The sequence below is a fragment of the Thermosporothrix hazakensis genome, from assembly GCF_003253565.1.
GTDB classification, from domain to species: Bacteria; Chloroflexota; Ktedonobacteria; order Ktedonobacterales; family Ktedonobacteraceae; genus Thermosporothrix; species Thermosporothrix hazakensis.
Window position 1 is genome coordinate 23,605 of the sequence record NZ_QKUF01000038.1, and the last position, 26,799, is coordinate 50,403.

Consider the following 26,799-nt stretch of genomic DNA (forward strand, 5'->3'; position numbering starts at 1 on the left):
TTTGAAGCAAGGGGCCCTGAGCAACGCGAAAAAGCGATGAAAGAGGATGTAGCGATGGGAATATATCTCGGTCAGCTCCCCCCGGCTGAAGTTGCGCGGTTGAAGGCGGAACTGGCAGAAACGTTAATCGCCAATTTCTGTTATCCACGGTTTTTTGACCATCGTACTCAATCTCTATGTATGCGACCGGTTGACCGTGCCAAACGCCAGGAAGTCTGGATGTACTTGAGCGCAGTGGACTTTACGGCCTGGAGTCGCGTCGATCTGACCTCAAGCGATCTTCAGACCCAGATAGAACGGCTCTTCATTCAATTTGTGCAGCGCAACAGGGCCTTCTTTGGTGATCAGGGACGCAAACGTATGGGGGACGTGCGCTCCTTAATCAGTTCCTGCGCATCTTCGGTCGTACAGAACCTGCGGAGTCATCTGGCAGGTCAGAAAACGGGGAATCATCCTTTCGGTAGTCCGCGTCCCGTTGTCTCATGGTCAGCCTTGAATATCAGCGGGAAGCAGGAGCCTACCTGGGAGCAGATCGCTGCCTCGACTATGGCTTTGCAACAGCAGCTGCAGGAGCTTCGTGGCGAGATCAAACCGGCATCCCAGTCATCGACATCATTAGACCGTTCACAACAACAGCAGCAGGGCAATAATGGTAGGCGTATGTTGCCTTCTCGCCCGCAAAGGCCTGGTGTTCCTCAGGAGAGCCCGGCGCGTGCGGCAGATATCTCCTCTACCAGACCGGCAGAGTTGACGCCGCCACAGACCAAACCGCGCTCGACAACCGGGACCTTACCCGGGAGCAATGGGCGACCGGCTGCCAAAGCGCCGTCTTCACCGTCCTACCCTTCGGTTCCACAGCGTCCCGCGCCAGCAGCCGAAGAGCCAAAACTGGAAGAGATTGTTGCGGCTATAGAGACGATGGATACAAGGGCAATGGCTCCTATCAAACCGGAGGAAGGCCTGTTTCAGCAGGTTCCCGAGGTTGAAGAGCATTATGGGATCCAGTATCAGGTATCGCCTCCGGTTGAGAAAGATGCTGTTCCGCCTGTGGCTCCCGCACAGCCTCCACGCCCTGTCTCACAGCCCACACCGGCTCCTGCTGCTCCACAGCCACCCTCCAATGGGGTTGCTCCTCGGGAGGAAGCCGCGCCCACAATTGCGGTGGGAGATGATGATATTGCTATATTTGAGCAGATGCGTCATCAGTTGATTCTCTGGTTGCGTATTGAATCGGTCAAGGCCGGGCTTGATATTGGTGGGCAGAGTCCATCACAACTGTTGGAGATGCTGCGGCAACAGGGCCATATTGATGAGACCCGGCTACAGGTCGTCTCGACCCTGCTGAATCTCTCTAATCAGGTGATCAAGAGTGGACAGGTTAGCATGATGGACTACAAGCAGGCACTGATGTTCCATCTGATGCATACACGGCGGTAGTCTCCGACTGGAAGCTGTGTGACGGTCTCTCCTTATGCTGTAGGAGAGACCGTCGCTGTTATTTCTGGCAGCAGTTCACGAAGCTGTGCCAGCCAGTTTGAGTTGAACAGGTGGCGCGGAATGCGGATCACGCTTTGTTGTACTTGTGCGCTATTGCGGAAGCGCCGATAGAGCGCGATGCGATTTGGAATGACCGAGCGTTTCACTGTCAGTACAAACGCGTTGTCCTTGACGGTAATCGACTCAAAGCCAAGTTTTGCCGCCTCCACTTTGAGCCGCACCAGCGCAAGGAGGTTCTGTACCTCTTTAGGAAGTGGCCCGAAGCGGTCAAGCATCTCGGCTTCCATCGCCTCTACTTGCTCTTCCTGGGTCAGGCTTGCCAGACGCTGATAGAAGTTCACCTTGAGAGTGCGATCATTAATAAAGCTATCGGGCAGGTAAGCGTCAAGCGGCAGATCAACGGTAGTGTTGAACGAGACCGTCTCGACCGGCTTCCCTTGTAGTTCCTGAATGGCCTCTGCCAGTAACTTACAGTAGAGGTCAAAGCCAACGGCGTTCATAAAGCCTGATTGTTCGGCCCCGAGCAGATTGCCTGCGCCGCGAATTTCCAGATCTTTCATCGCGATGCGGAAGCCTGCACCAAGCTCTGTCGCCTCATAGATAGCCCGCAAGCGCTTCTCTTGAATAGGTGTCAGGCGTGAGTCCTTATTGTACAGGAAGTAGGCATATGCCTGATGGGTGCCACGGCCAACGCGTCCACGAAGCTGATAGAGCTGCGACAGACCAAAGAACGCAGCATTGTTGACGATGATCGTATTGGCATTCGGAATATCGAGACCGTTTTCAATAATGGTCGTCGAGATCAACACGTCATACTCACCATTGGTGAAGCTGAGCATGACCTTTTCCAGTTGTTCCTCGTTCATCTGTCCGTGCCCCACAATAATACGGGCTTCCGGTACAATCTTTTGTAGCTTCTGCGCAATAGTCTGAATGCCCTGTACCCGGTTATGGACAAAGAAGACCTGTCCACCACGATCAAGCTCACGCAGAATTGCCTCACGAATCAATGCTTCATCGTACTCACGGATCGTGGTCCGAATCGGGAGCCGCTCCTGTGGGGGCGTCTCGATAATGCTCATATCGCGCAGGTTCACCAGCGACATGTGCAACGTGCGCGGGATCGGAGTTGCAGTCATCGTGAGCACGTCGATCTCGTTTCGCAATTGCTTCAAGCGCTCTTTATGGACCACACCGAAGCGCTGTTCCTCGTCGATGATGAGCAAGCCAAGATGGAAGAAGACCACATCTTTCTGTAGCAGACGGTGAGTTCCAATCACCACATCGACTTTTCCCAGGGCCAGATCTTCAAGTACCTGCTTCTGTTCTTTTTCAGAGCGGAAGCGGCTGAGCAGCTCAACGCGCACTGGATAGGCTTTCAGACGCTCTTTGAATGTGTTGTAGTGCTGAAGTGCAAGCACAGTTGTTGGCACCAGAACCGCTACCTGCCGCTGGTCCAGTACGGCCTTGAAGGCGGCGCGAAGGGCGACCTCCGTTTTGCCGTACCCGACGTCACCGCAGACCAGTCGATCCATTGGCTTGGGCTGTTCCATATCTGCCTTGACCTCGGCAATGGCGCGAGCCTGGTCGGGCGTCTCTTCATAGGGGAAGGCGTCTTCAAGTTCCTGGAGCCAGGGCTGCTCTGAATCGGGCGGGAAGGCGTGCCCCGGAGCGGCCTCACGTGCACTATAGAGCTTCAGCAGGTCGCGCGCAATATCCTGGACGTTCTCTTTCACGCGGGACTTGGCGCGGGTCCATTCTGAAGTGCCAAGCTTACTCAACGCCGGTACAGAATCACCCATGCCGATATAGCGAGTCACGCGGTCAAGCTGGTCTGTCGGAATGTAGAGTTTATCAGTCCCGGCATATTGAATCAGGAGATACTCGCGCTCTACTCCGGTCAGGTTCATCTTGACCAGACCCTCAAAGCGGCCTATCCCATGTTCCTGATGAACAACATAATCTCCCGGGTTGACCTCTGCGAGGAAGGTAGCGGGCGTGATTGGCTTGCGACGTGGCTGGCTCCGTCGTTTTGACCAGCCGAAGATCTCTGTATCGGTATAGATGTAGAGAGCAAGTGAGCGACATTGCCAGCCCTCCGCAAGCTGACCCTGAATCAGGGTAAGGGTGCCAGCCTCTGGGACCTGATTGATATTGCTTCCCGGGCTGACATGAATCGCGGCGTCTGGCAGTACACTATCATCCCCCAGCACCTCGGCCATGCGGCGGGCCTGTGTCGTGACAATAATAATGCGGTCACGGTTCTCAAGCGCTTTGTGACAATCAAGCACAAAAGCGCGCAGGCGACCACCATAGGAACTGGCGCTGCTAAAAGGTGGCATCAGATGTTCGGTGCCGCCCTGTTGATGCACCTCAAACTCGCTTTCGGCGGTCGAGAGCACATCGGCGAAGCGCACCTGCCGATACTGCTGCATCTTCAGCTCTATCTCGCTCCAGTTCAGAAATGCCGTGCGAAGATGGGCCGGGTTCTCGCGCTCACGTTCCAGATTCTCCTTGAGCTCCTTCGCCTGTGCCTCAAGATCCAGGATGCGGTTTTGAATAAGCCCTGGATTATCGATAATGAGCAGGCCGTTCTGGGGCAGGTAGTCCAGCAGCGAGGCCGGTTGATGCAGATAAGGGAGATAGAAGGCGATATCCTCAAAGGAACGCTTCTTGCTGAGCTCCTCTAGATCATGGTTCCAGCGTGCTTCTGCGTCGCGATGCAGAATCTTGCTGTCCAGTTGTTGCAGCTCTTTGACGGCTTCGGGGCCGCGAACAGGTAAAGCTTCACGCGCCGGACCAATAATGCACTTGTAGACCGGGTTCAGTGAGCGTTGCGTGGCTTGATCGAACGTGCGGAGCGACTCGATTTCATCTCCAAAGAACTCAATACGGACCGGGCGTGACATTGTTGGAGGGAAGAGGTCAATAATGCCGCCTCGGTGGCTGAACTGGCCCGGGGTCTCTACCTCTGCTACAGGCTCATAGCCCAGATTGTAGAGATGATCCAGCATACTGGTCAGGTCAACTTCCTGGCCGGGTTCCAGCGAGAGCAGGGACGCAGCAAGTTCTTGAGGAGGAATGACAAGTTGTGACAGGGACCGGGCAGAACAGACCACAATAGAAGTACGCTCACGCTCTACCATTGCGATAAGGGCCTGCATACGTTGTTGTGTTGTCTGGGTATCCCCAATCAGTCGCTCATAGGGAAGAGCGTCGCGATCCGGCAAAAAAAAGACATCGCCGGGATTGCTCATAAAGGCCTTGAGTGCGTCCGCAAGCTGATTTGCCTGATTTTCATCCTGCGCAACGATCAGAAGTGGCTGTTTAAGTGCCTGAGAGAGCGTTGCCATCACATAGGGGCGTGCAGCCTCTGTAATGCCTGTGAGGAGTGGTATGCCCTCGCGTTTGCGCAACATATCCAGTAAGCGACGAAATTCCGGGCGCTGAGCGAGCAATGAGAGTAAACCCTGTAATGTCACGTCTTCCTCCAAAAAGCACCATGCTAAGTAACCCCTACAACAGAATTGTGTAGGGGGTGGTTCTAGCCTTGTCGAAGCTGTTTTTGGTAATTGCCAAGCTTAATGATACCCTACTTACTCTCTCCATGCAATGCCCCATGTGAGAGAACTTCAGTGCTCAAATGCGGAAATAACCGCCCGAAAGCCCGGTGATACAGGCTTGAAAAGCTGTTTCAGCAGGGTAGAAGCTTTTTTCCTGGAAAAACAAGAGGCATCTCTTTTTATTATCGGCAGTGTTACAAGCGGTATAAGGTGAGATGTTGAAATCGAAATTTATGCTTGAAAGTGCTCTCCATGCACGCCTGAAGCGCAAGCGGTATGGAGAGCCGTGTTTCTACTCGCCTATAATCATGCTATAGGCCCTGCTCCTTATTGCCCGGGTGTCATTTCTTCTTCCGCCGGGGATTGCTGCTCGCGAAGCTGGCGCTGACGCCGTTCCTGTTGAAGACGGCGGCGCTCTTCTGCTTTACGCAGGGCTTCCGGATCGGCATTGACCGTATTCATAGCGGCCTCGACCCCTTTTTCAAGAATAAATGGGATCAGCTCCGCGGCCCTGTCTTCAGCCTCTGAGAGCTGTGTCAGTTCATCACGGGTCGGAATCCCGAGCACATAATCAACCCCTCGCATATGGGTATTCGCCGGATGCCCGATGCCCACACGAACACGTGGGAACTGATCGGTATGGAGGTAACGAATAATGCTCTTGATGCCGTTGTGCCCTGCGGAACTGCCACCGGTCTTTAAACGAATGCGTCCGGGTGGAAGGTCAAGCTCATCATAGATGACAAGCACATCCTGGGGCTGAAGTTTATACCAGCGAACCAGATCGGCTACGGCTTCACCACTGTTGTTCATGAAGGTGATCGGTTTCACCAGCACTACTTTTTCAGTAGCGAGCGTTGTTTGCGCGATCATAGCCTTGCCTTTACGCTCCCAACGGAGTTGATGCTGTGAGGCAAGGATATCCACAACACGGAAACCAACATTGTGACGGGTACGAGTATACTGATCGCCTGGATTACCCAGACCTACAATTAACTTCATGGGACTCACTTAACGACCATATGCCAGGCGGGTTGCCAGATAGGGGGGCAAACCAGCCTTGATGATCTTCTCCTGCGTTTTCTCGATTTTGTAAGGGACACGGTAGAAGGTGAACCCCTGCTCCGTGTCATAGATCATAAAGGCAGCTCGTGGGTCGCCATCGCGTGGCTGGCCGACGCCACCGGGATTGATGATGGCGCGATATGCCTTCGGCGGGGCCCAATCTCCCTCGGGAGGAATGAGCATCTCATTGGTGACACGCTTGAGCATGTTGCGTGTGAATTGCAGGAGAAACTCCAATTCCTCAACCTCGCGATCAAAAGCCTCTTCTGCGCTCAGTATCACCTCTTCGGGCGTCAGGATGTCAGTTCCGGTTTCCTCGTCCGGTTGCTCAGCATCCGATTGAGAAACCGCTGAAGCTGCCGTTTCTTCGGTCGATGGTGCCTCATCTGTTGAACTGGCCGCTTCAGTATTCTGTTCGCTTCGTTGAGCAGGCATAACGGCGACCATTTCAACTGTGTCTTCCTCGTCCTCGCGTTCGCTGGCCTGAGAGGTCTGGACAGAAGAGTCATACTGTGCGTCGTCATCAAGGGGGATGGTCGGCGTTTCGGCGACATCAAAGGGCTGTTGAAAAATAATGGGGACATGGGTATGCCCGACGAAGCAGAAGCGCGTATGGAAATGCTTGAAGCTCTCTTCGGCGGCCAGCGTGCTGGTCAAATACTCCCAGAGAGGACCGTAAGGACTTCCATGTACGAGCGTACAGGCTCCAATGACAAGCTTTTCTGGAAGGTTTGCAAGAAACTGCTTATGCTCTTCGGTGAGTTGTTCTGCTGTCCACTCGGCTGAAATGCGGGCTGCCTCGCTGAAGTCATTCAGATCTATTTTATTGATCGCTGCCCAGTCATGGTTTCCAGCAATAATCACATCGGTGCGTTCGCGCAGTTTCGCAATGCATTCATTAGGATTGGGCCCATATCCGACCAGATCACCAAGAAACCAGATCTGGTCAATTGGCTCTTCCTGTGCAAGCTCGTCGATTTTTGCCAGTACAGCTTCTAATGCTTCCAAATTTGCGTGTATGTCGGAAAAAATAGCGTAACGCATTCAGTAAACTCTTTTTCAAACTATATAACATAGGAGTGAGTGAAACTATTCTATCATGTTTGCTGCAACCTTTCCAGTGGTTAGCTTGCAAATATAGAGCTATGGATGCATGGTGTAGAAAGAGGTGTGCAGCGGGAGCAGAGGGAGGAGCATAGCGTCTGGTATGCTCCTCAGATGTTTGCTATGCGGCCTGTGATGGCGGCAATGATGGCTGAGAGAAGGCCCAGTCCAGCAGTTCCCGGACGGAGGCGTCTCGTCCCTCTTCGGTCGGACTGTTGAGAATGACGCCCATAAGCGTGTGTCCGTTGCGTTTGGCGGAGAAAACCAGACACCAGCCCGCAACATCGGTGTGTCCGGTTTTGACGCCGGTCATGCCGGTATAGGAGGTCAGTAATTTATTGGTGTTGACCCAGGCATAGGCGTGATTATGCTCGGTTGCCGGGACGGTATACTTCGGCGTCTGCACGATTTCCCGGAAAACCGGGTTTTTCATTGCGTACTCTGTCAGGGTGATAATATCTGCGCCAGACGAGTAGTGTGTTCTCGACGTAGTCAGACCGTCAACGTTTTCGTAGTTGGTATGGAACATATGCAAGCGGCGGGCGAACTGGTTCATACGCTCAACGAAAATCTGCGGGTGTCCATCGGTCAGCGCGTCTGCAATGGCAATAGCCGCATCACCTCCCGAAGGTAGCATCAGACCGTAGAGCATATCCTTCAGCGTAAGTGTATCGCCAACCTGAAGCTGTGCAGAACTGCTGCCCATTTCGATGACATGATCGTACGCATCCTGATGCACTGGAATCAGTTGATTGAGGTCCCCGGTTTGAAGTGCGATCAGGGCTGTCATGATCTTGGTCGTGCTTGCCATTGGCATTGGTTTGGTGCCGTTATGGTTTTCCAGCACATTTCCTGTATCCATATCAACCAGATAGGTGGAAACAGTGTCGTCCTGCTTTGGAGGAGCCGTTTTCACTGTCAGCACGGGCTTTGGCGGCGACGATGACGTCGGAGTAATTGGCAGGGGCGTTTGTGCTTCCATTTGAGAAGAGGGCAGGAAGAGATAGACTGTGTAGCCAATAAGCGCGACAAGGAGAGCACAGCAAACAATAAGCGTTATGACCAGTGTCGTATAAAGTCGATTCTGCTTGCGTTTCATTGGACGCAACACCTTTTACTCCTATTTTTTTTGCTCTATTATATAGATTAACTTGATAATATTTGACAGGTATTATTGAGCGCTCAAACCGAAGATTACTCGCTTTATAACCGTTTAAGCGCTTTCGTAGTGATCAGCTATTGCCTCTTTTCTCTCCGCTGCCTTTCTTGAGCTGGACAGAAGGAGGACACTTAAGTATACAGTTCTACTGGAGTGGATAGCAAAATGATGGGCCTTAGCCAAAGAACAGAATGCAATGCTTCTCGGAAGTCGCTCTGAGCGCTCACGATTCTGAACAGGACAACACGAAGGTGACAGCTTTCACGTGCTGCACTGCCATAATTGTACGTTATGGTATCAATAGAGAGAAGTAGCTTCTTTTAAAAGAAAGGAGAGGAGATTGCATACCCTCCTCTCCAACAGAGTCAGTTTTATTGCAGATCAGGCCACTGGTCGTGGAAGTCGGTCACGCGCTGGAAAGCATCCGCAATGCGCAGAATCGTGCCTTCAGCGAAGTCGTTGCCGAGGAGCTGCAAGCCAACCGGGAGCCCTTCACTGAAGCCCGCAGGAATCGACACGCCACAGATACCCGCCAGGTTCGCCGGGATGGTGAACATGTCCTGAAGGTACATCTGATAGGGATCGGTGATCTCACCAAGTTTGAAGGCTACCGTCGGGCAGGTCGGACTGACTAACGCGTCTACCTTTTTAAAGACATTCACAAAGTCCTGCTTGATCAGGGTGCGAACCTGCTCCGCCCGCTTATAATAGGCATCATAGTAGCCAGCGGAGAGGGCATAGGTGCCAAGCATAATGCGGCGTTTTACCTCAGCTCCGAAGCCGTATTGTCGAGTTTTCTCCATCGCTTCCCACATATCGGAGGTCTCACGATAGGAGTAGCCATATTTCACGCCATCATAACGCGCGAGGTTGGCGCTGGCCTCTGCCGGAGCGACAATATAGTAAGCAGCCAGGCCATATTTTGTGTGTGGAAGCGATACATCAACCAGTTCAGCGCCAAGCTCACGTAGCCGCTCAATGCCCTCGCGGACAACCTTTTCAACGCCGGGCTGAATGCCCTCGACCCAGTATTCGCGAGGAACACCAATGCGTAGCCCTTTGATGTTGCCGGTCAGTTCCTTCGTGTAGTCGGTGACTGGTTGGGGCGAACTGGTAGCGTCCTGTGCGTCGTAACCGGCCACCGCCTGAAGCATCAAAGCTGCATCCTGTGCATTGCGAGTGAATGGGCCGATCTGGTCGAGCGAGGAGGCAAAGGCAACCAGACCAAAGCGTGAGACGCGCCCGTAGGTTGGCTTGAGGCCGACCACATTACAGAGAGAACCGGGCTGACGAATGGAGCCACCAGTATCGGTGCCATAGGCTCCCATGGCCATGCCTGCGGCGACAGCGGCGGCTGAACCGCCACTACTTCCGCCGGGGGCGCGTTCCAGATCCCAGGGGTTGTGTGTCGGGAAGAAGGCCGAATGCTCGGTAGAAGAACCCATCGCGAACTCGTCCATATTGGTCTTACCGAGCATCACCGCGCCTGCCTTGTTCAGTTTCTCCATGACGGTTGCATTGTAGGGAGGCTTGAAGTTTTCCAGCATGCGGGAGCCGCAGGTTGTAGGAATATCTTTTGTACAGATAACGTCCTTGATCGCAATGGGAATACCGGTCAGCGGAGAGAGGTCTTCGCCGCTGGCAATCCGGCGGTCTGCCTCTTCAGCCTGTTTGAGAGCGAGATCATCGGTTACCAGGGTGTAGGCCTTTACCTGTGGCTCAACGGCCCGAATTCGGTCAAGATGGGCTTTCGTCAGCTCGACCGAAGAGATCTTGCGTTCGCGTAGGAGCCGAGCTGCTTCATGAATTGACAATGTATATAGATCGGTCATAGTTTAGTGTTCTCCCTCCAGCACCACATTCACTTTTAAGCAGTTATCCTCTTGCTCGGGAGCATTGGCGAGCATGACTTCGGGTGGATACGAAGGGCGAGGATTATCCGGGCGTGTAACATTGGTAAGGCGTGAGGCATGAGCGGTAGGAGAAACGCCGCTCACATCTGCTTCTTGTAAGACCTGGATATGCTCAAGAATATTGGAGAGCTGGCTTTGAAAGAGCTCTATTTCTTCCTCACCGAAAGAAAGCTTGGCAAGTTTTGCAACGTTTAATACCGTCTCGCGGTCGATCATCTCTCATCCTCTTTGGAAATCTCTTCTACCAACGAATGTTAAAGCCGCTGAAATGCTCGGTCGGTTCTCGCCAGGCCTCCTGTACCTCAGAGACTGAGGATGCAGCAGGACCACGCCGCAGATGCGAGAGGAGCGTTTCAAGAGCCGGGCGGGGACCTTGAGCTAGCACTTCTACATCACCATTATCGAGATTACGCGTATAGCCGCGCAGACCAAGTGAAGTGGCTTTTTGAACGACAAAATAGCGAAAGCCTACTCCCTGTACCAGTCCACGAACTATCGCAAACAATTCTTCTCTTTTCTTAGAAGTATCGCTCTGGTTCATGGCTTCCATCATAGCATACTCTTGCTTTATAGAATAGCCCCGGAGCAAATTTGCTCATGGTGGTGATGCGCTCCGTGGGCCGGAAGGGATGGGACCGCGCGCCTTCTTGATGGCAAGGCGCATATCATGGGACATGATGCGATAAATGTGTTAGAATAAGCATACAGAAACACCGTGGCAGTTCTTGTAGTCTGTTTCATACTGTTTTTTCCCCGACACATCGCGAATAGAGAGTTCTCTTCATAGGGACTGTGATAAGATAAGTTACATTCGTCGTATAAAGAATATCGCGGCCATTCCCTGAAGGTGAGTAAGGAAGCTACAAGAAGATCAAGTCTACCTGGGAGATAAACATGCAAGTTCAGGATTTAGCGACCGCTGTTCAGCGTGTTATTGGCAATGTGGAACGTGTTATTGTAGGTAAGGCAGAATCAGTAGCGTTCAGCTTGATCGCTGTTATCTGTCACGGTCATATTTTGATTGAAGATGTTCCCGGCGTTGGGAAAACTGTCTTGACAAAAGCAATTGCCCGTTCAATTGGCTGTTCCTTTAAACGAATTCAGTTTACTCCGGATCTCTTGCCCAGTGATGTCACCGGGGTCTCGATTTATAATCAAAAGAATGGCAATTTTGAATTTCGCCCGGGACCGATTATGGCGCAAATTGTGCTGGCCGATGAGGTCAACCGCGCGACACCGAAGACCCAGTCGGCGTTGTTGGAGGCGATGGAAGAGAATCAGATCACGGTTGATGGTGTGACCTATCAACTGCCACAACCATTTATGGTGATGGCAACGCAAAACCCGATTGAATATGAAGGCACTTTTCCTCTGCCAGAAGCACAGCTTGACCGCTTTATGATGAATATTAAACTGGGATATCCTCAACCGACCGCTGAAGTCAATATTCTCGATAGTCAGCAGCATCATCACCCGCTGGATGATATTGCACAGATTATGACGGCTGAAGAATTGCTTCAGATTCAAGAACAGGTACGTACGATTCACGTGGACCCCTCTATTCGTGAGTACATTGTGGCAATAGCAAACGCGACTCGTAATCATCAGAATATCTATCTGGGAGCCAGCCCGCGCGGTTCACTGGCGCTCTTTCGCGCTGCTCAGGCTCTGGCAGCGATTCGCGGCAGGAGCTATGTGATTCCCGATGATGTGAAAGCACTGGTCAAACCGACTCTGGCCCATCGTATCATTGTGACGCCTGCCGCACGTGTGCGCTCGATTTCATCAACAGCGATTCTCGATGAGATTTTGCAGAGTGTACCCGTCCCCAATGCCTGGGTGAGCGGCGGAAAGGGGCGCTAGGCGTATGCGTCCCTGGCAGGCCATTCTTCTTATCCTGATCCTGGCTTTTCTTGCGATTAGTAGCGGCTGGAAGGTCTTCTATGTGTTGCTCTATGTGCTGCTTGCGCTCTTCCTGCTCTCCTGGCTCTGGGCGCGATACAGCTTGCGCAAACTGGTCTTTCGTCGCTCCGGTGGAGGAGGCCGCATTCAGGTAGGAGAACCATTTGATGAGCGTCTGATGCTGGATAATCTCAGCATTATGCCAAAGCTCTGGGTCCAGATTGTCGATGGTTCGACCTTGCCCGGACACCGTGCCGGTTATGTCGCCAGTATAGGGGGAAGAAAACGCGCCATGTGGCGTGCGAGGACTATTTGTCGCCAGCGGGGACGCTTTCAACTCGGGCCTGTTTCAGCGACCAGTGGAGATCCCTTCGGCCTGTTTCGACGACGTATCTCGCTTGCTTCCTCTGCTGAACTGCTGGTACTTCCTCAGGTATTACCGATCACTTCCTTTGCTCTCTTTTCAGGTGGCTTACCTGGAAGAGGGAAGAGCTCTCGCAAGGCGCTACAGACGACAACAAATGCAACCACGATTCGTGAATATGTCAGTGGTGATTCTTTGAGCCGCATTCACTGGCGCTCAAGTGCTCACTATAATAAACTTATGGTCAAGGAGTTCGACCTTGATCCTGCGGTCGATGTCTGGATCTTTCTTGATCTGAATGAGGCTGTGCAGGCTGGGGAGGGCGAACATTCCACCGAAGAATACGGGGTGACGCTGGCCGCAAGCATTGCTGTGTATTTGTTGCGCCAGGATCTTTCGGTTGGCTTGATCGTTAATGGTGAGCACCGTGAAAATCTGCCGCTCGATCGCGGTGATCGTCAGATCGAGCGAGTGCTTGAATTACTGGCTGTGGTACGGGCTGGAAGGGGGCCCGAATTGCGCGAGATGCTTGCAGTGGATTCGTTCCATCTTGGGCGAAACACTGCTGCAATTGTGATTACTCCGTCCAATTCGCGAGATTGGCATATTGGTGTACAGCAGTTGCAGCGAAGAGGGGTACAGGTCGCAGTCGTTGGTTTAAATGCTGCATCATTTGATGAGAGTCCTGAGGATGAAGATAGCCTGGCCCTTCTGGAAGGAGCCGGGGTTCCTGTGTTGCGTGTGAAAAGCCATGATGCCCTTGCGCAGGTGCTGGAAGGCGGACCCACCACACGCTATGCCCTACGGAGGTAAAGAGACATGCAAGATGCAGCGGTCGATAAGTTGTTAAAGACAATTACGCGGCAGCCCAAAAAAAATGAGAAGCCCTATCGACGCAGGCAGTTTGAGCTGCATTTTAGCCTTGATGAAGGCTGGTTCTCCCTTATTCTGGTCGCTGCTGTCGTCTTCAGTACCATCTGGTGCATTCAGGTGGTCAACTGGGTCGATCATCTACAGGTACTCACGCTTACTGCGTTCTTCGGTCTGATTCTGGGCGTTTTTACTGCCAAACAGAAACAGTTCCCGCGTTTTCTGTCGTATCTGTGCTCTTTCCTCTTCGGGCTTCTGCTCGCCTACTGGCAGACGGCAGCAAGCTACTATCAGGGAGACTTTGTCGCCTTTGCACAGAATGGCCTCTGGACGTGGTGGACGCAAGCTGTGTTGCGTGGTGGCTTTGGTGATGATAACTCGATCTACTTTTTCTTCATCCTGCTGCTTGGTTACCTCCTGGCCTATATCAGTGCATGGCTTGTTTATCGCACGCGAAGCCCCTGGCTGATGATTGTTGCGAATGCCACAGTGCTCTTGATCAACCTGAACAACGCGCCTACCGGAGTGATTATCTTCCTGGTTGTCTTTCTGCTGGCTGCCTTGCTGTTGTTGTTGCGCTTCAATTTGTATGAGTCAATGCAGCGCTGGAATCGTCTTGGGTTACGTCATGCCGACGATCTGAGCTGGGATATCATGCAGTTTGGCTCGCTGATCTCGGTCGTCATTTTGATCGGTTCCTGGATCTTGCCTGCCAGCTATGCAGATCCGCTGCTGTCTCAAATCTGGAATGATAGCGAAAGTCCCTGGGTACAGTTTCAGAACACTGTCAATCGCATCATCTCGACGAATGGCGGCGCCAACGCTTCCAACCGGGGGAACTTTAGAGATACTCTCGCGTTGGGAGGCAATCCGAACCTGAATGATGAAGTCGTGTTTCGCTTTAAGAGTGATGATGCAGGCCAGTACCTTGCGTCAGTAAGCTACGACTACTATACCGGACGTTCCTGGATGAGCACGCAAACCGGCTCTCAGAACATCAAGGCGAACACGCTTCAGCCGGTGAACGCTGCCGGCACCAAAACGATCAAGCAGACAATCAGAGTGGTGAATCCGCCAAGTCAGCAATATCCCTACCTGTTTGGGGCCTCTGAGATTGTCAAGGTTGATCGTGGGGCGACCGTGCTGATTAGTCGCCGTGCACCAGGGGAAATTGTGGCCTGGCTCGGTCAGAACGGGTATCTAACGACAGGAACAACCTATACTGTTGAATCGGCGATCTCGAATGTAGATAAGGTAACCTTACGTAAGGTACCCTTACCTGCTGATGCACCGTCCAGTGCGCAGCGTGAAGAAGATGCGGTTAATGTCTACGCGCCGCAAATTGTCGAGACCTATACGCAGCTTCCCAAAGAGTTTGACCCGGAGATCAAGAAGCTGGCACTCAGCATCACTGCCGGAAAGCAGTCTATGTATGATAAGGTTGAGGCTATAGAGTCCTACCTGCGTCAGAATTATCGGTATAATCTGGATGTACAGCCGCCCTCAACCGGAGATCCTACTTCCTGGTTCCTCTTCCACAGCAAGAAGGAGGGCTACTGTAACTACTTTGCCTCGGCAATGACGTTGATGTTGCGTTCGGTTGGTATTCCTGCACGTGTTGTAGCTGGATATACAAACGGCGATTATGATGCCGGTGCCGGGGAGCGTGTGGTCAAGGGCAAAGATGCGCATGCATGGTCACAGGTCTACTTTGCGGGCTACGGTTGGATTAATTTTGAACCATCCTCTGGATTTGGCACTTTCTATCGTCCAGAGACCACAAGTAGCGGGAGTGTTGGCCTGCCTCTCCCGGGGCAACAGGGAAATAATGATCCCTCAACGCAGAATCATAATATGAATGATAAGCTGCATCAGCTCGAAGAGGATGCTGGCGGCGGTGACTACGCAAACGACCAGCAGGTGAATATCGGGCGCTCATTTAGCTTTATCATTGGCAGTCTGGTTCTGGCGCTGCTGTTTGGCGGCATCTTCTTTGCCATCTGGTGGCGGCGGTTGTTCCGTAACTATAGCTTTGCGACTCAGGTGTATAGGCGTATCTGTTTGCTGGCAGACTGGGCAGGTATCAAGCTAGCGCCCTCGCAGACGCCGCTTGAACGAATGGAAGAGATTTCCCGGGCCACGCCTGCGTATGCAACAACACTGCAACGGCTTGGAGACATCTATGTGCGCGAACAGTGGGCCGATCCACAGAGTGCAGAACATCCCAGACGCAGCGGAGAAGTGCATGAGTTGCCGGGTCTCTGGCGCAGACTTCAGCCACAGCTTTTCTTCTATGTGCTGAAACATCCCTCGGTTGTCAGAAGCATCCCCCGGGCTCTCAGTGGCGCGATGCGGTCGTTACGACAACGAAGGCGCAAAAACGGAGAGTTTGAAGACGATCTATAAGACAATCGATGTAAATCCTTGACCAAATGAATAGGTTTTGCGTACACTATAGATTGCAGCCTGTATAGATGAGGTTTCAGGCTGCAATCTCTGTTTGTGGTAGACTATGCGGGAGGTACTTATGACCGTTCAAGAAGCTCTGGATAATGAGCAGGCGCTGCTGGAAACATCAAAGCCTGAGTGGGGATTAACGGTTCCGGGCGCGACGCCCGTCCAGATGCAGAAGCTTGATCTGGCTCGACATTCGGTAAAGGCTCCGGGAGAGTCAAAATTCAGTCACTATGTTGTGGCAACGTTTGATGACCGGGGACTCGGTCGCGGCTTTGTCACCGCTATTTATCCGCAGCAAGGCGGCTATCTGACTATGTATCGGTTGCAGGTTGCTGAGCTGCACAGTGAGACGCAAGAAGAGGCGGTGCAAAATCATCGCCGCTGTATTGAGATGATTCAGCAGGGCAAGCTCAAACAGTTCCTGGCTTCTCTGACAAATGCATAGTGCCTGTTCAGGATCTTCTTTTCTACGGGCAGAAAGCCGCTAAGAGGGCTCTGAAGAAGGGTGCAATCGGTATGTGAAAACCCTTGACAGAGCCCGGTGGCGTCCGTATACTTAGAACGTGGGGATTGCTGTGTTGCAATCCCCGTAAAAGACCCCCAAAAATACAGCGTTTGAGCAATAAAGAAACTGGAAAGTGAAACGTACCGATGTTACTGGAAAGGAGCACGCAAGCATGATTATGCAGATTTTATCCCATCATGCCTTTAAACCTGCTGCGGGCATGCTATGCCTTGCGGTGCCTTTCTCTGCTTTCCAGGTGAATCAGATCGATGGATTCGCACCTATTGGCATGAGCCGTCAGCGCGATTTCGGGGCCCATAGCGTCAGTATGCCCAATTTGAGGGGAGATCCTCCAGCACGAGGTGTAGATGTTTAAAGAACGTGCAACCCTCAAGCCGTGGGCTACTGATTGAACGAGAATCAGTCCCACGGTTTTTTTATTGTATGTGGGAGCGAGACGCTGGCGGGATGCCAGGGAAAGTAAGGAGGGAAGCCTGTATAACGGTCGTCTGTTTGCGTGTATGTGTGTATGTATGTTCGTCGCTATGAGCGTGGTAAGGGGAAGCGATTGAGTGTTGCAAGCTATCAGGGAAGGAGTCAGTATGGCTGTTCATGAAGTACCTGTCTATACCGGTCTGGTGAAAGATATCAAGCTGGATACGACCAAAGATGCGGTTGTCATTGAGAATGTGTCAAAGGTCTTTAAGAAATCTCGTCCCTTCTGGGAGTGGTTCCGTGCGGATAAGAAGCGTGATGAGCGTACTATCTGGGCTGTAGACCACGTCAGTTTGAACGTGAAACGGGGAGAGATTGTCGGTATTCTGGGGGCGAACGGTTCGGGGAAATCGACCTTGATTCGCATGCTCTCTACGCTGCTGATCCCGGATGAAGGGCACATTTCCATCTTTGGCTATGACGTCATCAAAGATGAGCGCATGGTCCAGCGTTTGATTAATCGCGTCAGTGTGGAGGCCTCGTTCTTTAAGCGGCTCTCTCCAATGGAGAACCTGCTGTATGCGGCGCGCCTGTATAACATGTCGGGGGCGGAGGCTCGTGCCAATATTAAAGCGATCCTGGCCCGACTCGGCATCAAGCCTGATCGTATTCATGCGCCCTTAGAGAATATGTCGCGAGGAATGCAGCAGAAAGTAGCAATCGCACGTGCTTTCCTTACCTCGCCTGTGGTGTTGCTGCTGGACGAGCCCACGACCGGCCTGGACCCGCGCTCAAAGCTCGATGTGCAGAAATTTGTGTATGAGCTCCGTGAGCAGCATGACGCGACCATTCTGATTACAACCCATGATATGGATGAGGCCGACGCGCTCTGTGACCGGGTCGCCATCATTGATCAGGGGAAGATTATGGCACTGGGAACAACCGCTGAGTTGAAGCAACATGTTGCGAGACTGATGAATCGCGAGAAGCCGGTGAGCATGAATGAGGTCTTTATGCACTACACGGCCTCACACCTGATCACCGAGGAAGATATTGCGCGCTATGGCAGTTGGGAGAAAGCCTTTGAAGCGCTTGAGGCGCAGCGTGAAGAAGAAGACGAAGAGTAAAACGAGGGGGAAAGAATGGCCGCTCTGATGCATGCTGGTCGTGCAACCTATGCCTTTTTTGAACGAAACTGGAATCTTACGAAGAGGTATCTGGCCTGGGAAGTCGTCTGGGTGATCTTCAATATTGTCAACTCGCTTTCGGTGACATTTATTGGTTTGAGTGCGAAGCAGTTCGCACCGCAGATGGTCAATCATCTGATCCTGACTTTTCTGATCGGTTCCTCGGTCTGGACATACCTGAGCGTGACCTTTGAAGGGGTCACAGATATGATTACCATTGAGCGCTGGGAGGGAACGATTGAGCACACGTTCATGGCTCCTATTTCGCGTTTTACCCACCTGGTTGGGAGCTGCTGGTATGCGGTAGCGCATGGTCTGCTCTTTACTGCGGTGCAGTTGTTGGTGGTCTGTGCATTCTTCAGCCTGGATTTGAGTCATGCAAATTACCTCTCTGCCATCTTCATTATGTTGTTAGGGAGCATCTCGTTTATCGGGATGGGGATTGGCGCGTCGATTCTGCCGCTGCTCTTTACGGAACGCGGGACACAGATGTCTTTTATCGTGCGGGCTGTCCTGTTGTTGGTGTCGGGTGTGTACTATCCAATTGATGTGCTACCGGTCTGGATGCAGTATATGGCGTATGTTTCGCCTGCGACCTATGTGATCCAGGGACTGAAAGAGGCGTTAATCAATGGCGCGTCTATCTGGTCGCCGGTCATGTGGGCAAACACCTGGCCTCTGATTATTGCTGGTATTGTGACGATTCCTGTGGGGATTTACATCTTTGGTATCGCTGAGCGTTACGCCAAGCGGACCGGAAAACTGAAACGAAATGGCTAAGATAGATTGGGGGAAGAAGCGCTTCTTCCCCCTGGAACAGGAAATAGAGAGTAATGGAAAACCTTCCCGAACATTGGACGATTCGCCCGGTCACGCTGGCCGACGCAGCGGCTGTCACGAAGCTAATACAGCGCTCCGAACTGGCTCGTCTGGGAGAGACAGATACCATTCAAGATGAGATTGAAGCCTGGTGGAGACGACATGAGGCCAGCCTTGAGCAGAATAGCTGGCTGGTCAAGACAGAGAACGACACACTGGCGGGGGTGGCCTTGCTCTACGACAGAAAGTATGGGGTACTTGAGTTCGAGGTGTTTGTAGCTCCCGAGCTGGTAGAGACCGGGCTTGAAACCTATCTCTTACATTTGTGTGAGAAGCGAGCGGGTGAGCTGGTTCCTCTGGCTCCTGAAGGGGCAAAGGTGGCCTTGCAAACCTGGTTTGATCGCGAAGATAGCGCAAGGTGGGAGCTCCTTGAGCATCATGGTTATGCGCCGGGCCGCTATTTCTGGCAGATGGGCATTCAGTTGAAAGAGCAGCCTTCCGCGCCGCAATGGGCAGACGGAATTACCGTACAAACGCTGACTCCTGGTATGGAACGTGCGATCTTTGAAGCCAAAGAAGAGGCTTTCAAGGATCATTGGGGCCATACTCCTACTACTTTTGAAGAGTGGGCGCAGCATACCTTTCAACGGAAGAATATGGATCCCTCGCTCTGGTTCCTGGCAATGGATGGTGATGAGATTGCCGGACTGGCGCTCTGTAGTGATGAGACACCCTATGATCAGGGCGGATGGGTGAATGTGTTAGGAGTACGTCGCCCGTGGAGGCGCAAGAGTATTGGTCTGGCCTTGTTGCACCAGGCCTTTGGCGAGTTTTATCGGCGGGGGATTTCAGACGTTTATCTGAATGTAGATGCGAGGAGCCTGACCGGTGCCACACGCCTGTATGAGCGGGCTGGCATGCGCAAAGTCAAAGAGTACGTGATGATGGAGATGCTTCTGCGCGACGGGATCGATCTGACAGTTCAGCGATTGGAAGATGAAAACTGAAAGAGTTATGCTCTTTCGTGTGTAACTGAAATGCCAGGTTATTGAAATAGTGAGAAGGTCATAGAGGATGAGTTTGTATGTGGCTGTTCACCTCTGCCAATCGCTTAAATAGATAGAGAAAGGAGTGGCGCTTGTGAATTGGAGAAATATGCCACCTCTCCTTTGTGGTAGAGGAGAGCAAGAATAATGTCATTGAGGATAGAAGCTATGGACCGAGCGGAGAAGCGGAAGGAATGGGCAGAGGTGGTATGCAGTGCGCAAGCGCCAGGTGGGTGAAGGCGTGCTGTAAAGTCCACCTGTCTCCGGCTCTACGAAGAGGTTTTGAGTGCAGTGACTGTCCCCACTGGGCTCATAAGCGAAATGGAGAACCAGCAATGCGAGTACGTCTGCACAATTTAGCAGCGAAGCGCCCGGTCAGCGAAGATCTGGAGGCGGTAATAGAGCTAATGCATGAGTGCGAGAAAGCTGATAAGGGTTTTGTTGAGAAGACAGAAGAGAGTTTACGCGAGCGCTGGCAGGCTGCACACTTTAACCTGAATGCAGATGCCTGGCTCATTACAACGAACAAGGGACATATTGCAGGATATTCGGATGTATGGCGCATGGAGAACGGAAGGCTCCGGGCTTCGGTGTATGTACATCCTGCCTATAGAGGCCGAGGGGTTGGCACATTGTTACTCTGGTTGAACGAGGAGCGGGCCCGCCAGTTAATGTGGGGCATCCCTGCTCATATTCAGGTCTCATTGCAGTACATCGTTGATGGCACCCATAGGACTGCGAAACGACTGCTAGAGCGCGAGGGGTATCACTGTGAGCGACCTTTCTGGCGGGTCCATATCAACATGAACACGTCGTTCTTGCAAGAACTGAACAATGGCAAGGAAGGTGAAACACTGGCAGTGGAGCTCGTTGTTGACCCCGAGAAAGCGGCAGCTACTCCCGGGAATAAGCCCTATGCGGCTCGCCAGTATTGCACATATGAGAAAGTCTTGCGAGCGGCTGTGAAGGCCGAGAAAGTGGTGAAGGAAGAGCGCCACTACGTCTCAGCATAGGGGAACACATGCTGTGAGGTGTCGGGGAGGGGTGCAGGCGTTATTTGTTGCTGTACTCCTCTTTCTGTCTCTTTGAAGGGATAAGTATGCTGTCAGGAAGGAGGTGAGAAGGAATGCTTTTCGCGACAGCAACGGCCCAGGGAGCAGCAAGCGATGGAATGCGCATATTTCTCATTGTCCTGTTGTGCATTGGTATCGCGCTGATCCTGGTAGGAGGAATCCTTGCCTGCTATACATGGTATAACTACCGTAAGGCCAGGATGCATGGGAGGTAGCCAGCCCTCTCCTGGCCTCGGGCGGGGATTATGAGAGAGGTTGAATAAACTCAACACGGTTGCCGAAAGGATCGCGAAACTCAAAGCGATCGAAGCCAGGAATAGCGACCGAATCCAGAATTTGAATACCGTTTGCTTCCAGTTTTTGGCGCCAGCCCGCCAGATCTGTCACCTGATAGGCAATATGTGATTTTGTGGTTGTGCGGTCGAAGCCATCTTCTGTGCCAACATGCACCTGTCTATCTCCCACCTGAAGCCAGAAGCCGCCTCGCCCCTTGAGCGAAGCGGGCTTTTCAATCTCCGGCAATCCCAAAACGGTACAGTAAAACCAGCGTCCCTGTTCTTCAGCTCCCCGTGGAATCGTAATTTGAACGTGGTGTACTCCCTGAATAGTCACGTCAGTCTCTTCCTTTTCTTTTACTTGATGGGCTCCTAGCGCCCTTTAACGATGCGTTCGATGTCTCGTTTGACGTCACGCTCGGTAATGGCCTGACGCTTATCATAGATTTTCTTACCGCGACATAGCCCGAGCTCAATTTTGGCACGTCCGCCCTTGAGGTAGAGCTTGAGCGGGATCAACGTCAGTCCCTTTGTCTGTACGCGCCCGACGAGCTGGTTGATCTCGCGTTTGTGGAGAAGCAGTTTTCGCCGCCGCAGAGGGTCATGATTGAAAATGTTGCCATGCTCATAAGGCGAGATATGCGCATTTTCCAGCCAGACCTCTCCATTGCGGATAATCGCGTAGGAACCGCGCAATTGTACCTTGCCATCGCGAATCGACTTGATTTCGGTTCCGGCCAGCACAATTCCTGCCTCCACGGTGCGCTCAACGGTATAATCATGATATGCCTGCCGATTGACCGCGATAACCTTGTTACTGGCTTGCTCTTTTGTTTCCTGAGCCTTTTTCTTCGTACTTGCTTTTGCCATATAAAAAAACTCCTGGTGAATAAATGCTACAGGTTGAGGATGCCATGCAGCAGGGACACTGCGACTGGCCCAGATGCAGGAGACGCCACCGCAGGAGGTCTTTCTACACAGGAGCGATACCTGTTGCTTCCCTTGACCCGGAAGCAACGAAAGACCTACGATTGGGAATGAGGGTATTATATTATTTTTGTTGATAAGAAACAACTGGATTGGTTCTGTTTTATGGCTCTAGAACGCCGTTTGTATGGAGAAAAGAAAGAGGAGATATGGACGTGAGGCATAATCGGAGAGCCTGCGAGATGAGGTGGCTATGTTTGCACTTCTAGGCAGGATCTCCATTCGATATCGCTGGCTGATTGTGGCCCTCTGGGGTGTCGCAGTGCTTGCGGCGCTTCCTTTTGCCCCTTTTGCCAGCCAGGTGCTGCATTCGGGAGGTTTTACCAGCCCGGATGCTGAATCACAGCAGGCGATTAATCTGCTGATCGATAAATTAAAGTTAAAGGATACCGCTGTACAGATTATTTATGAGAGTAAACAGAAGGATCTTTCTGTTGATGATCCCCGCTTTCCCGCGGAGGTTGAGCAGTCATTGAGCCGGTTGCGCAACTGGAGTGAAGTTGCCGGAATCGCTACCTTTGTTGAGAATCCGAGGCAGGTATCAAAAGATCGCCATGCCGCTTATGTGACGGTGCAACTGAACGCCAGCGGTGATGAAGCTCCGAAGCTGTTACCAGAACTGGCCCGCCGGGTGCAGGCGGTTCCTGATCTTGAATATCATATTGGTGGCTCTCCCGTCTTTTACGAGGATATTCAGCTTGTTAGCGAGAACGATCTGCGGCGGGCCGAACTGCTGGCCTTTCCTTTCGCGATTGTGGCCTTGCTGCTGGTCTTTCATTCGGTGGTGGCGGCTGTCTTGCCGGCCATTGTTGGCGGCTGTGCGGTGGTGATCGCGCTGGCGCTGGTATATGGTGCAGGGCAGGTGACAGATCTGTCTATCTTTGTGTTGAATATCACCACGCTGTTCGGCTTAGGGCTTGGCGTCGATTATTCACTGTTTATCGTCAGTCGTTTCCGCGAAGAGCTGACGCAGGGACATAGCGTCGCGGAGGCGGTCGAAATCACCGTGGCGACGGCTGGTCGAGCGGTGGCCTTCTCAGGCTTGACGGTATCTATTGGGCTGTTAGGCCTGGTCTTCTTCCGTATTAATATGCTGCGCTCAGTCGGAATGGGTGGTATGCTGGTTGTGATTCTGGCGGTACTGGCCGCTGTCACGCTTTTACCGGCGATGCTTGCCATTGTGGGGCCGCGTATCAATGCGCTTCCGGTGAGGATCCCTTTCCTGCGCAGGCGAGAAACGGAAGTGCTGCATGAGGGGTTCTGGTATCGCCTCTCGCACTTTGTGATGCGCTATCCTGTACGCGTCTTTTTGCCCGTACTGCTGGTGCTGATCGGGTTAGGAGTTCCATTCCTCTGGGTGCGTTTTTCGGCCCCCGATGCCTCGATTTTGCCCGCTCAGGTGCCGTCTCGTCAGGCATATGACCTGCTGGCAAAGCGTTTTGATATGCGCGAGACAACGCCGATCATCCTGGCCGTGCAGACGCAGGGCAACGCGATGACACCGGAAAACATTCGTAAGCTCTATGCCTATGTGCAGCGGATAGAGGCGGATCCGCGTGTGAAGCGTGTGGATAGCATTGTCAGTGCAGATCCACGTTTTACGCTGGATCAGTATGAGCTGCTTTATACGCATCCTGAATTGATTGCTGATCCCTATATCGGGGCGCTCTTCCACTCGACGGTGTCGGGCGACACATTGATGATCTCGGTGGTCAGCAAGTATGAGATGAGCGACCCCCGTTCGCAGGAGCTTGCACTGACGATTCGGAATACACCACCGGGAGATGGGATCAAGGTGCTTGTTGATGGAGGTTCGGCGGCCAACGTTGATTATGTGGATTCGCTCTACTCCGATTTTCCGATAGCCGTGCTTCTGGTCTTTGGGATTACCTTTGTGGTACTGTTTCTCCTGTTCCGCTCAATTGTGCTGCCATTGAAAGCCATTTTGATGAATACACTCTCGATTCTGGCAAGTTATGGGGCGCTGGTGGTTATCTTTCAGGAGGGTTTTTTACATCAGGTCTTAGGCTTTGCGCCGCTTGGCTTTGTGGAAGCATCCAGTCCGATACTGCTGTTCTGTGCGCTCTTTGGTCTCTCGATGGACTATGAAGTGTTCCTGCTCTCGCGTATTCAGGAGGAATACTGGCGCACCGGAGACAATACCGCTTCTGTGGCGGTCGGATTGGAGCGAAGCGGGCGGATTATCACCAGCGCTGCTGTGATTGTGATTGTGGTCAGTGCCTGTTTCGCCACCGCTGATATGATTCTGGTGAAAGCGCTAGGCATTGGCATGACGCTGGCGGTAATTCTTGATGCCACGCTTGTGCGCGGGTTGCTGGTTCCATCTACCATGCGGCTGCTCGGAGACTGGAACTGGTGGAATCCTTTTAGCAGGAACAGGCATCATCCCCCCGTGCCACATGGCGAGAGTAGAACAGGAACAACAAGTACGGTTGGAGGAAGCAATGAATAGAGCGAGGAAACAGCACCCATATTGGTTAATCCTGGTCGCTGTACTGGGGATACTGCTTTCTTCCTGTGGTTTTCCGGGGATGGTCTCGACAACGCAGCAATTGCCGCCGGTAAAGCCTACCCCCTCACCGACGCCGTTACCTCCTGCGCGGCTGCCGCAAGATGATGGTCGTCACAATAACCTGACAGAGTGGTGGTATTATACGGGGCACCTGACAGCAAAGGAGGCTACAGGTAAACTACGGCACTACGGCTTTGAGTTCGTCATTTTCCAGGTTTTGCGTGCCGATCTGCCGCCTTTCTACGCCTCGCATTTTGCGATCACGGATAAGTCAAAGGGCACGTTTCAGTACGATCAGCGGCGTATCATGTCGCCAACCATAGCCCGAAATGACGTGAAAGGGTTTGATCTCCATATTGGTGACTGGACGATGCAGGGCTATAACGGACAAGATCATCTGGCTGCCAGCATGCAGAACTACGCGATCACGCTTCAACTTGCCGCCCGGAAGCCAGCGGCTCTGCATAACGGTGACGGCTTGATTCCCTATGGTCTGGCGGGCTTCTCCTATTATTATTCACGGACAAAGATGAATGTCAGTGGCTCTATTGTCGATCACGGGCAGATGCTTCAAATTGAGCAGGGTCAGGCCTGGATGGATCATCAGTGGGGTGATTTCCTGACGCTTGCCAGCGGCGGCTGGGAGTGGTTTAGCCTGCAACTGCATGATAATAGCGAGATCATGGTCTATTATATTCGTGATGCCAGCGGTAAGGTGTTAGCCACTTATGTTGGTTATGTCGATGCCTCAGGCAAGGATATTGTGCTTCCAGCCTCGGCGCTGCACACCACTATTCTTGAGCAGTGGAAGAGCCCGCATACAGGCTTTGTCTATCCCTCTGGCTGGAAAATAGAGATCACTGATAAGCGCATCCCAATAACACTGCTTATCAAGCCCGTGCTGAAAGATCAAGAGCTGGTTGTGAAGCAAACGACCGGTAACGTCTACTGGGAAGGAGCGGTGACGGTTGAGGGGCAGAAGCATGGCAAGCCAGTGACTGGTGATGGCTATGTGGAACTGACAGGCTTTACCAAAAAGCGGCAGAAGGCCCCTGGCTTCAGCTAAGGGGATGGATGGCGCAGGAAGCCAGCAGAGTCAGAACGTTCCCCTTCGCTTGACAGAAGACAATCGTTGTGCGAGAATACACGAAGATAGTGAGGACGAACAAGGAGCAAGGGATGCTGATCTACGAATACAAGCTCGATGGGTCGAAGGCGCAATTCGCCGCCATCGAGGAAGCCATCCGCACCACCCAGTTCATTCGCAACACGTGCCTGCGCCTCTGGATGGATGCACGCGGCGTCTCCAGGAATGACCTGCAGCAGTATTGCGCTGTGCTCGCCAAACAAATTCCCTTTGCGCTCTCCCTCAACTCGCAGGCCCGGCAAGCTGCCGCTGATCGGGCGTGGGCTGCCATCTCCCGCTTCTATGAGAATTGCAAGAAGAAGAAACCAGGAAAGAAGGGCTATCCTCAGTTCCAGCACGATTGTCGCAGTGTCGAGGACAAGCAGACGGGCTGGAAGCTGGATCCTGATGGGGTGCACATTCGGTTCACTGATGGCTGTGGCATTGGCCGGCTGCGCCTCATCGGCTCGCGCGATATCATGGCCTTTCCCCTCTCACAGATCAAGCGGGTACGACTGCTCCGGCGGGCTGATGGCTACTATTGTCAATTTGCGGTGGCAGCCACCCGCCGGGTCGAGCATCAGCCCTCGGGCAAGCAGGTGGGCATTGATCTGGGGCTGCGTGCCTTCTTCACTGACTCCGAAGGGAATACCGTGGCTCCTCCCCGGTATCTCCGCAAAGCGGAACGACGGCTCAAGCGGCTGCATCGTCGGCTCTCGAAGACGCAGAAGCGCTCCGCCAAGCGCAAGAAAGCCCGTCAAGCCCTCAGCAAAGCGTCTCTCAAGGTACAGCGGCAGCGCGAGGATGTCGCCAGGAAGCAGGCGAACGCGCTTGTCTCGTCTCACGACGTGATTGCCTATGAAGCCTTGCAGATCCGCCATCTCGTCAAGAACCGTCATCTGGCCAAGAGCATCTCTGA

At 52.7% G+C, this 26,799-nt stretch carries 23 protein-coding genes; 14 read left to right on the forward strand and 9 right to left on the reverse strand.

Annotated features, from left to right (window positions below):
* The first annotated feature begins 36 nt into the window (after nucleotides 1-36).
* On the forward strand, nucleotides 37-1,437 hold the full coding sequence (locus tag EI42_RS28320; RefSeq protein ID WP_211326383.1) for a hypothetical protein: 1,401 nt from the start codon (nucleotides 37-39) through the stop codon (nucleotides 1,435-1,437).
* A 32-nt stretch (nucleotides 1,438-1,469) separates the two neighbouring features.
* Here the strand turns inward: EI42_RS28320 and mfd are convergent, their stop codons facing one another.
* From mfd to EI42_RS28355, 7 genes are all read right to left on the reverse strand, one after another.
* On the reverse strand, nucleotides 1,470-4,979 hold the full coding sequence (gene mfd, locus EI42_RS28325; RefSeq protein WP_111326004.1) for a transcription-repair coupling factor: 3,510 nt from the start codon (nucleotides 4,977-4,979) through the stop codon (nucleotides 1,470-1,472).
* Between the two features lie 408 nt (nucleotides 4,980-5,387).
* Entirely contained in the window at nucleotides 5,388-6,062 is a 675-nt protein-coding gene (gene pth, locus EI42_RS28330) for an aminoacyl-tRNA hydrolase (RefSeq protein WP_111326005.1), read from the reverse strand.
* 9 nt (nucleotides 6,063-6,071) lie between these two features.
* Nucleotides 6,072-7,169 carry a metallophosphoesterase family protein gene (locus tag EI42_RS28335; RefSeq protein ID WP_111326006.1) on the reverse strand — a complete coding sequence of 366 codons (1,098 nt, stop codon included), beginning with the start codon at nucleotides 7,167-7,169 and terminating at the stop codon, nucleotides 6,072-6,074.
* A gap of 181 nt (nucleotides 7,170-7,350) precedes the next feature.
* Nucleotides 7,351-8,328: a serine hydrolase gene (locus tag EI42_RS28340; protein WP_111326007.1), complete on the reverse strand. Its 978-nt coding sequence runs from the start codon at nucleotides 8,326-8,328 to the stop codon at nucleotides 7,351-7,353.
* Nucleotides 8,329-8,759: 431 nt separating this feature from the next.
* Nucleotides 8,760-10,220: an Asp-tRNA(Asn)/Glu-tRNA(Gln) amidotransferase subunit GatA gene (gene gatA / locus EI42_RS28345; RefSeq protein WP_111326008.1), complete on the reverse strand. Its 1,461-nt coding sequence runs from the start codon at nucleotides 10,218-10,220 to the stop codon at nucleotides 8,760-8,762.
* 3 nt (nucleotides 10,221-10,223) lie between these two features.
* Nucleotides 10,224-10,517 (reverse strand): Asp-tRNA(Asn)/Glu-tRNA(Gln) amidotransferase subunit GatC, encoded by a 294-nt coding sequence (gatC, locus tag EI42_RS28350; RefSeq protein WP_111326009.1) that lies wholly within the window; start codon nucleotides 10,515-10,517, stop codon nucleotides 10,224-10,226.
* Between the two features lie 25 nt (nucleotides 10,518-10,542).
* Nucleotides 10,543-10,854 (reverse strand): acylphosphatase, encoded by a 312-nt coding sequence (locus EI42_RS28355; protein ID WP_211326385.1) that lies wholly within the window; start codon nucleotides 10,852-10,854, stop codon nucleotides 10,543-10,545.
* Nucleotides 10,855-11,195: 341 nt separating this feature from the next.
* On the opposite strand from EI42_RS28355, the gene EI42_RS28360 reads away from it, so the two are divergent.
* From EI42_RS28360 to EI42_RS32885, 10 genes are all read left to right on the forward strand, one after another.
* Nucleotides 11,196-12,164, forward strand: coding sequence for an AAA family ATPase (locus tag EI42_RS28360; protein ID WP_111326010.1), 969 nt, complete (start codon nucleotides 11,196-11,198; stop codon nucleotides 12,162-12,164).
* A 4-nt stretch (nucleotides 12,165-12,168) separates the two neighbouring features.
* On the forward strand, nucleotides 12,169-13,380 hold the full coding sequence (locus EI42_RS28365; protein WP_111326011.1) for a DUF58 domain-containing protein: 1,212 nt from the start codon (nucleotides 12,169-12,171) through the stop codon (nucleotides 13,378-13,380).
* 6 nt (nucleotides 13,381-13,386) lie between these two features.
* Complete coding sequence (locus EI42_RS28370) at nucleotides 13,387-15,843, forward strand: transglutaminase domain-containing protein (protein ID WP_111326012.1); 2,457 nt, start codon at nucleotides 13,387-13,389, stop codon at nucleotides 15,841-15,843.
* A gap of 121 nt (nucleotides 15,844-15,964) precedes the next feature.
* On the forward strand, nucleotides 15,965-16,339 hold the full coding sequence (locus EI42_RS28375) for a hypothetical protein (RefSeq protein WP_111326013.1): 375 nt from the start codon (nucleotides 15,965-15,967) through the stop codon (nucleotides 16,337-16,339).
* Between the two features lie 232 nt (nucleotides 16,340-16,571).
* The gene (locus tag EI42_RS28380; RefSeq protein ID WP_111326014.1) at nucleotides 16,572-16,775 is read left to right on the forward strand and encodes a hypothetical protein; all 204 of its coding nucleotides are present in this window, start codon (nucleotides 16,572-16,574) and stop codon (nucleotides 16,773-16,775) included.
* Nucleotides 16,776-17,001: 226 nt separating this feature from the next.
* The gene (locus EI42_RS28385; protein WP_111326015.1) at nucleotides 17,002-17,961 is read left to right on the forward strand and encodes an ABC transporter ATP-binding protein; all 960 of its coding nucleotides are present in this window, start codon (nucleotides 17,002-17,004) and stop codon (nucleotides 17,959-17,961) included.
* A gap of 15 nt (nucleotides 17,962-17,976) precedes the next feature.
* The gene (locus tag EI42_RS28390) at nucleotides 17,977-18,801 is read left to right on the forward strand and encodes an ABC transporter permease (protein ID WP_111326016.1); all 825 of its coding nucleotides are present in this window, start codon (nucleotides 17,977-17,979) and stop codon (nucleotides 18,799-18,801) included.
* 53 nt (nucleotides 18,802-18,854) lie between these two features.
* A complete protein-coding gene (locus EI42_RS28395) occupies nucleotides 18,855-19,847 on the forward strand; it encodes a GNAT family N-acetyltransferase (protein ID WP_111326017.1) in 993 nt (330 codons plus the stop codon).
* Between the two features lie 374 nt (nucleotides 19,848-20,221).
* On the forward strand, nucleotides 20,222-20,899 hold the full coding sequence (locus EI42_RS28400; protein WP_111326018.1) for a GNAT family N-acetyltransferase: 678 nt from the start codon (nucleotides 20,222-20,224) through the stop codon (nucleotides 20,897-20,899).
* 113 nt (nucleotides 20,900-21,012) lie between these two features.
* Entirely contained in the window at nucleotides 21,013-21,174 is a 162-nt protein-coding gene (locus EI42_RS32885) for a hypothetical protein (protein ID WP_170142978.1), read from the forward strand.
* Between the two features lie 28 nt (nucleotides 21,175-21,202).
* Here EI42_RS32885 and EI42_RS28405 read toward each other — a convergent pair whose 3' ends face one another.
* Complete coding sequence (locus tag EI42_RS28405; protein WP_111326019.1) at nucleotides 21,203-21,571, reverse strand: VOC family protein; 369 nt, start codon at nucleotides 21,569-21,571, stop codon at nucleotides 21,203-21,205.
* A 35-nt stretch (nucleotides 21,572-21,606) separates the two neighbouring features.
* Nucleotides 21,607-22,104, reverse strand: coding sequence for an SsrA-binding protein SmpB (gene smpB, locus EI42_RS28410; protein ID WP_111326020.1), 498 nt, complete (start codon nucleotides 22,102-22,104; stop codon nucleotides 21,607-21,609).
* A 310-nt stretch (nucleotides 22,105-22,414) separates the two neighbouring features.
* On the opposite strand from smpB, the gene EI42_RS28415 reads away from it, so the two are divergent.
* From EI42_RS28415 to EI42_RS28425, 3 genes are all read left to right on the forward strand, one after another.
* Complete coding sequence (locus EI42_RS28415) at nucleotides 22,415-24,694, forward strand: MMPL family transporter (protein ID WP_111326021.1); 2,280 nt, start codon at nucleotides 22,415-22,417, stop codon at nucleotides 24,692-24,694.
* Complete coding sequence (locus tag EI42_RS28420; RefSeq protein WP_170142979.1) at nucleotides 24,687-25,820, forward strand: lipocalin-like domain-containing protein; 1,134 nt, start codon at nucleotides 24,687-24,689, stop codon at nucleotides 25,818-25,820. The genes EI42_RS28415 and EI42_RS28420 overlap by 8 nt, the downstream gene beginning before the upstream one ends.
* Nucleotides 25,821-25,933: 113 nt before the next feature.
* A partial coding sequence (locus EI42_RS28425) for an RNA-guided endonuclease InsQ/TnpB family protein (protein ID WP_111326023.1) occupies nucleotides 25,934-26,799 on the forward strand: 866 nt, incomplete at its 3' end.

Coding starts and splice junctions, on each gene's coding strand:
- EI42_RS28320 (WP_211326383.1), top strand. CDS start 37: ATGAAAGAGGATGTAGCGATGGGAATATATCTCGGTCAGCTCCCCCCG.
- EI42_RS28340 (WP_111326007.1), bottom strand. CDS start 8,328: ATGAAACGCAAGCAGAATCGACTTTATACGACACTGGTCATAACGCTT.
- EI42_RS28335 (WP_111326006.1), bottom strand. CDS start 7,169: ATGCGTTACGCTATTTTTTCCGACATACACGCAAATTTGGAAGCATTA.
- pth (WP_111326005.1), bottom strand. CDS start 6,062: ATGAAGTTAATTGTAGGTCTGGGTAATCCAGGCGATCAGTATACTCGT.
- EI42_RS28415 (WP_111326021.1), top strand. CDS start 22,415: ATGTTTGCACTTCTAGGCAGGATCTCCATTCGATATCGCTGGCTGATT.
- EI42_RS28360 (WP_111326010.1), top strand. CDS start 11,196: ATGCAAGTTCAGGATTTAGCGACCGCTGTTCAGCGTGTTATTGGCAAT.
- EI42_RS28420 (WP_170142979.1), top strand. CDS start 24,687: ATGAATAGAGCGAGGAAACAGCACCCATATTGGTTAATCCTGGTCGCT.
- EI42_RS28400 (WP_111326018.1), top strand. CDS start 20,222: ATGCGAGTACGTCTGCACAATTTAGCAGCGAAGCGCCCGGTCAGCGAA.
- gatC (WP_111326009.1), bottom strand. CDS start 10,517: ATGATCGACCGCGAGACGGTATTAAACGTTGCAAAACTTGCCAAGCTT.
- gatA (WP_111326008.1), bottom strand. CDS start 10,220: ATGACCGATCTATATACATTGTCAATTCATGAAGCAGCTCGGCTCCTA.
- EI42_RS28390 (WP_111326016.1), top strand. CDS start 17,977: ATGGCCGCTCTGATGCATGCTGGTCGTGCAACCTATGCCTTTTTTGAA.
- EI42_RS28380 (WP_111326014.1), top strand. CDS start 16,572: ATGATTATGCAGATTTTATCCCATCATGCCTTTAAACCTGCTGCGGGC.
- EI42_RS28385 (WP_111326015.1), top strand. CDS start 17,002: ATGGCTGTTCATGAAGTACCTGTCTATACCGGTCTGGTGAAAGATATC.
- EI42_RS28375 (WP_111326013.1), top strand. CDS start 15,965: ATGACCGTTCAAGAAGCTCTGGATAATGAGCAGGCGCTGCTGGAAACA.
- EI42_RS28395 (WP_111326017.1), top strand. CDS start 18,855: ATGGAAAACCTTCCCGAACATTGGACGATTCGCCCGGTCACGCTGGCC.
- EI42_RS28370 (WP_111326012.1), top strand. CDS start 13,387: ATGCAAGATGCAGCGGTCGATAAGTTGTTAAAGACAATTACGCGGCAG.
- EI42_RS28365 (WP_111326011.1), top strand. CDS start 12,169: ATGCGTCCCTGGCAGGCCATTCTTCTTATCCTGATCCTGGCTTTTCTT.
- smpB (WP_111326020.1), bottom strand. CDS start 22,104: ATGGCAAAAGCAAGTACGAAGAAAAAGGCTCAGGAAACAAAAGAGCAA.
- EI42_RS32885 (WP_170142978.1), top strand. CDS start 21,013: ATGCTTTTCGCGACAGCAACGGCCCAGGGAGCAGCAAGCGATGGAATG.
- EI42_RS28355 (WP_211326385.1), bottom strand. CDS start 10,854: ATGATGGAAGCCATGAACCAGAGCGATACTTCTAAGAAAAGAGAAGAA.